Raw genomic sequence first — 5,822 nt, 5'->3', positions numbered from 1 at the left:
CGTCCAGCGCCCGGGCGGCCCGGTCCCGCCCAGGACCCCCGCCGAACCGTCGCCCACCGCCGCTCCACCCACCGCCGCTGCTCCACCCACAGCCGCTCCACGCACCGCCACCCCGCCCACCAGCGTCCCGCCTGCCGGTCCCGCCGACTTCCCCACCGCCCTCACCGACCGCTACCACCCCGTCGGCCGGGTCGGCTCCGGCAGCGAGGGCACCGTCTGGCACGTCAGCCGCGCCGACGGCCGTGGCAGCAGCAGGGGCAGCAACAGGGGAAGCGGCGACAGCGACGGCTACGCGGCCGTGAAGGTCGGCAACCCGGGCGTGCGGGCCGACACCGAACTCCTCGCCCACCTCGCCAGCGACCCGCTCTTCCGCCGCCACGTCCCCGAGATCCTCGGCCACGGCCAGGTCGAGCACGCGGGCGCGCTCTGCGACTGGCTGGCGATGGAGTACCTTCCCACCACCCTCGCCGACCACGTCGCCGAACTGCGCCAGGAGGGCCGCCTCGGCCGCCGCGGCGCGACCGAGCGGATCATCCGCGAACTCGTCGACCTGCTGGAGTTCTGGCAGGTGAGGATCAAGCGCAACCCGGTCGACTTCAAGCCCGCCAACATCCTGGTCCGCGGGGGCGGCCGGAACGGCGGCTCCGCCAGCGAGTTCGTGGTGGCCGACTTCGGCGGCGTGGCCAAGCTCACCGCCAGCCGTCGCTTCTCCACCGACATGCAGGTCACCGTCGCCTACATGGCACCGGAACAACTCGCGGGCAGCAACGACCCGGCCGGGCCGTGGTGGGCGCTCGGCACCATCCTCTACGAGGTGTTCACCGGCGCGAGCCGCTACCGCCGCGCGGACGGTGGCCTGGTCAGCGACGAGGCCCTGCAGTTCCGGCTGGTGATGGACGACGAGGTGGACCTCACCGCCGTCGCCGAGGAGCGCCACCGGCTGCTGCTCCAGGGCCTGTTCACCAAGGACCCGGCCGACCGGTGGACGGCGCCGCAGGTCCGGGCCTGGCTGAAGGGCGAGAGCCCGGAGGTGGTCCGCAGCCGGGTCGCCCCGCCGCCGCCCGGTCCGACCCCGCCGCCCGGGCCCAAGCACCGTCCGATCGCCTTCCGGGGCGAGGACTTCCACGAACCGGCGGCGCTCGCCGAGGCGTTGCTGAAGCGCTCGGCGGACGCGGCGGCCTGGTTGGTCAGCGGCGGTGCCCGGCGTCTGCGCGACTGGCTCCGGGACGAGGTCAAGGACACCGTCCTCGACCTGCACTACCTCAAGGACGTCGAACGCGGCACCTCCGCCGAGAAGTCGGCGGCGGCCTCCCGGGCCGTGCTGGCCCTCGGCGCCGCGTTCACCCCCGCGGCGGTCCCGTACGTGCGGGACCGCCGGGTCGACGTGGCCGGGCTGGTGGAGCTGGCCGAGCAGCCGGACGCGTCGACCGTGGTCGACGAGCTGGTGGCGGCCGGGCTGCTCGGGCTCGCCGCCCGCTTCCACTGCGGCCACCCGGCCTGCCCGGAGCGGGCCTGCGCCCGACTGCTCGGCCTCACCGAACTCGCCGCCGTGCTGAACCGGGTCGAGCGCGAGGCCCGCACCCTCGGCGGCCGCAACGGCGGCACCAGCAACGGCAGCACCAACACCAACACCAACGGCGACGGCCGCCTCACCGCCGCCGAACGCAAGGCCGCCCGCCGCTGGATCCTCCTGCTCACCCTCCAGCCGGACGGGCAGCGGCGTGCCCTCGTCCGCCGCCTCTCCGCCCTGCCCGGCCCGCTGGGCGCCCTGCCCGCACCGGTCCACTCGACCGTGGCCGCCGTCGCCGACGGGGCGGGCGCGGTGGCGGCGCGGGTGCGCGGCGGCGGCCGGGAGCGGTTCCGCCGCAACTGGTCGGAGCTGCGCCGCCGGGCGCTCACCGCCGACCCGGTAACGGCCGACGGGCGGGGCGTGCTCGCCGCGGCGGCCGTGCTCCAGGTGCGGAGCGTCCGTTCCGGCGGTGCACGGCGCGGCCGCAACCGGGGGGCGTGGAAGGCGGACCTGCGCGCCTGGCGGAGCGGCGCACAGAGCGCGCTGCCCCGGCGCGCGGTCGCCGGCGTGCTGCTGTTCCTCTGCCTCGCCGTCACCCTCTGGGCGGGCGCGGTCTGGCGGATCTCCGTCGACGCCGGGGTGGGCGGGGCCGTGGCGCCCGGCGGCGCGTTCGACGGCCCGCTGCGGACGGCTGGGGAGGCCGCCGCGCGCGCGACGGCCGGTCAGCTCGGCGCCGCCCTGGTCGCCGCCCTCGCGGTGGCGGCGTTCCCGGCCCGGATCGGGCGCCGGATTCTGTTCCTCGCCGCCGCCGCCTCCTTCGCCGTCGGCTACCTGCACCTCGGGCCGCCGATGACCGTGCTCAGGCCGCCGCAGCCGGTGATCGACCGGGTGGTCATGTTCGAGGGCGGGACGGCGAGTTGGGCCGGGGTGGCCGCGACGGCGACCCTCGTCCTGGTGCCGGTCCTCAACGGCCGCTCGGTGCGCTGGCTGCTCGCCCCGGCGCACGAGGCCGCGCAACGGGCGGCCGGCGATCGCCACCCGCCGCCGCGCCCGGGGCGGCGGCACCGGCGCGGCCAGGGGCTGGCGTCCCGGCCGCGACGGCTACCGGGACCGGCTGCTGTTCTGGCTCGGCGGGACGCTGGTGCTGACCCTGGTCCTCTGGGCGGCGGTCGAAGTCCGGCTTGCGGTGGTCCACCGCGACCAGCACCCGACCCCGGAGTCCTGGGGCACCGGCCAGGTCGGCGCGGCCTACCAGGCCGACTACCTCCTCCTGCTGGCCTTCCTCACCCTCGTCGCCGCGGCCACCGTCCCGCGCGCGGCCCGCCGTCTGCTGGCCGCGGCCGCGGTCGGCACGGCGGTCCTCGGCGCCTGGCCCCCGCCGCTGGGCCCGCTGGAGGCGCTGCGCATCCCCGTCCTGGGCCCGTGGTTCCGCTCGCTGGCCGAGATCTGGGGCCACGCCGCCTTCTGGGCGGCGCTCCTGGTGATGCTCCCGCTCGCGTGCTACCTGGCCGTCTGGACCTCCCGCCGGATCGGGGAGTAGGAAGTCGGCCGGTCCGACTTCCCACTCCTCCTCCGCACGCACGCCGGCACCCCGCCCCGCCCGGACTCACCTCCCGGGCGGGGCGGGGTGCGCGGCGGTGCCGGGTTACGGGCAGAGGCGGCCGGGGCGGCACTCGGGGTCGGCGTCGGCGGGACGGTAGTTGGACCACCACAGCGCCCGCTGGTTGTAGTAGACGACCAGGTTGCCGCCGTTCTGGACGGCGAGGTAGGCGCCCGGGTGGCCGGCCGTGCGGCTCTCCCACAGGGGGCGCCAGGCGGCGTCGTAGGCGGTGAGGTTGCCGTCGGCCTGGACGTAGAAGTACGAGCCGAGACCGTAGGTGCCGACGGCCGTCCAGATCGGGACGTTGTTCTTGTACAGCACCACGTGGCCGTCGTACTGCTGGAACAGCACGGTGCTGCCGTCCGGTGAGGACCAGCTCTGGCCCGGGCTCAGGCCCGCGGTGGCCCGGATGACGGTCTGGTCGGCGTTCGACACCGCGGCCGCGGCCGCGGAGACGGTAGCGGTGGCTGCGGCGCCGCTCGCGGCCGGGGCACCGCCGGCGGCCTGGGCGGTGCCGCCCAGCAGGCCGGCCGCCATCAGCACGGCACCGGCCGCGACACCGGCGCGGGGGACGAGGGATCTCGCGATTCTCATGACGGACACACTCCCGAAGTCGTCTCTGCCTGGGTGCGGCCAGTCTCACGGCGCCCACCGCACCGGGGCAAAGCCCTTCGACGCCCGTCGAATCCGGGCGCACGGACGGGCGGGGCGGGTCCCGGTCCAGGGGTTCAGTGCCGGGGGCTCAGTGCGGCCGCAGCCCGGTGAACACCACGTCCAGGACCCGCCCGTGGGCGGCCGGGTCGGGGCCGAGCTGCTCCAGGGTGGCGCCGGTGCCGACGATCAGCGCGATCAGTTCGGGCAGGGTGAGGTCGGCGCGGACGGCCCCGGCCCGCTGGGCGCGGTCCAGCAGTTCCGCCAGCCGGGTGCGGATGACCTCGGAGGACGCGCGCAGCGAGGAGTGCACGTCGATGCCGGCCGCGGCGAGGGCCCGGGCGAACTCGTTCTTGCCGGCGGACTGTTCGACGATCAGCCGGAAGCAGCCGAAGAAGGCCTCGGCGGGCTCGGCCCCGGCGGCGAGTTCGGCGGTCCCCGCCGCGATCGTCTCCAGCCGACGCACCATCACCGCCTCCAACAGGGCTTCCTTGGTGGGGAAGTGCCGGAACAGCGTGCCGACGCCGACACCGGCGGCGCGGGCGATCTCCTCCGTCGGCACGCCGACGCCGCAGGTGGTGAACACCTCGGTGGCGGCGTCCAGCAACTTGGCCCGGTTGCGGGCCGCGTCCGCCCGGAGCGGGCGCTCCTGTGTGCCGCTCATCCTCTCAACTCCCTTTCGTTCGAAGGCGGGAACGCCGGTCGGCGGACCCTGGACAACCGGACTGTCCAGTCCGTATCGTCTTTACCGGAGTCGCTGGTCCGGTTCCAGCGGCCACATCCTCGTCCCTGTCGCTCCGTCCTTGTCGTTCCGGGGGTTGATCATGTCCGAAACGCGGTCACCGCGCGAGACCTTCCACGTACTGCTCGACGGCATCACGGCCGGCCGCTTCACCGAGCTCGCCGCGCTCTACGCCGAGGACGTCGTGGTGGAGACGCCCCTCGAACCCGGCGGGCCGGGCAGGTTCGAGGGGCGCAAGGTCCTCGCCGAACGGTTCGCCCAGCTCGGCGAGCAGTCCCCACTGGAGCTGAGCTCCCGGAACGTGGTGGTCCGCGAGACCGACGACCCCGAGGTGATCGTCGCCGAGTGGGACTACGAGGTGCGCCACCGCACCACCGGCCGGAGGCTCACCGCCGCCAACATCCAGGTCCTGCGGGTGCGGGACGGACTCATCGTGCACAGCCGCGACTTCCACGACCACCTGGCACTCGCCGTGCTCACCGGCACCCTGCCGCAGCTGGTCGCGGCCCTGGAAGCCGAGTAGCCGCCCGCCTCCCCGGGGTCAGCTCCGGAGGACGCGCTGCAGCCAGCGCAGCCGGGCGTCCCGGGCGTCGCGGCTGACGGCGGCCTCCGGGGCGTAGGTGTCGAAACCGTGGCACGCGCCCGGCCAGACATGCAGCTCGGCGGCGCCGCCGGCCCGCCAGATCGCGTCCGCGTACGCCACCGCCTCGTCCCGGAAGGTCTCGGCCGAGCCGACCTCCAGATAGGCCGGCGGCAGCCCCGCCAGGTCCGCGGCCCGGGCGGGCGCCGCGTAGGGCGGCAGGTCGTCGGCGCCGTACCGCTCGCCCAGCACGGCCCGCCAGGCGGTCGCGTTCGAGGTCCGGTCCCAGGTGTCGTGCCCGGCCAGCTGATGGGTGGAGAAGGTGCGGTCCCGGTCGTCCAGCATCGGGCTCAGCAACAGCTGGCCGGCCGGTACCGGCCCGCCCCGGTCCCGGGCCAGCAGGGCGAGCGCCGCCGCCAGACCGCCGCCCGCGCTCTTGCCGCCGACGACGATCCGCCCGGCGTCCGCGCCCAGCTCCGCCGCGCGCCCGGCCACCGCGAGCAGCCCGGCGTAGCAGTCCTCCACCGCCGCCGGGTACGGCGCCGCCGGAGCCAGCCGGTACTCCGCCGAGACCACGGCCAGCCCCAGCGGCTCGGCCAGTTCGCGCAGCAGACGCGGCAGCACCGACCACGCGTTCCCCATCACCATGCCGCCGCCGTGCAGGTAGTAGAGCAGCGGCAGCGGTCCGCCCGCCCCGGCGGGCCGCGCGCTCACCAACCGCACCTCCGGCCCGCCGCCG

Annotated in this window: 3 protein-coding genes and 1 pseudogene; 2 read left to right on the top strand and 2 right to left on the bottom strand. The window is 76.0% G+C overall.

Annotated elements, in window-relative coordinates; genetic code table 11:
* Positions 1-3,343 (top strand): annotated as a pseudogene (locus VR45_RS44205) (hypothetical protein); the annotation flags it as partial.
* 509 nt (positions 3,344-3,852) lie between these two features.
* Here the strand turns inward: VR45_RS44205 and VR45_RS18180 are convergent.
* Positions 3,853-4,425: a TetR/AcrR family transcriptional regulator gene (locus VR45_RS18180; protein ID WP_045940839.1), complete on the bottom strand. Its 573-nt coding sequence runs from the start codon at positions 4,423-4,425 to the stop codon at positions 3,853-3,855.
* Positions 4,426-4,585: 160 nt separating this feature from the next.
* On the opposite strand from VR45_RS18180, the gene VR45_RS18175 reads away from it, so the two are divergent.
* On the top strand, positions 4,586-5,026 hold the full coding sequence (locus VR45_RS18175; protein ID WP_045940838.1) for a nuclear transport factor 2 family protein: 441 nt from the start codon (positions 4,586-4,588) through the stop codon (positions 5,024-5,026).
* Between the two features lie 18 nt (positions 5,027-5,044).
* On the opposite strand, the gene VR45_RS18170 is transcribed toward VR45_RS18175, so the two are convergent.
* The coding region (locus VR45_RS18170; protein ID WP_045940837.1) for an alpha/beta hydrolase at positions 5,045-5,822 on the bottom strand (778 nt) is incomplete at its 5' end.

Source organism: Streptomyces sp. NRRL S-495 (assembly GCF_000966955.1).
Classification (GTDB): domain Bacteria; phylum Actinomycetota; class Actinomycetes; order Streptomycetales; family Streptomycetaceae; genus Kitasatospora; species Kitasatospora purpeofusca.
Note: the sequence above shows the minus strand (reverse complement) of the source record. Positions and strands in the feature narration are given on the sequence as shown.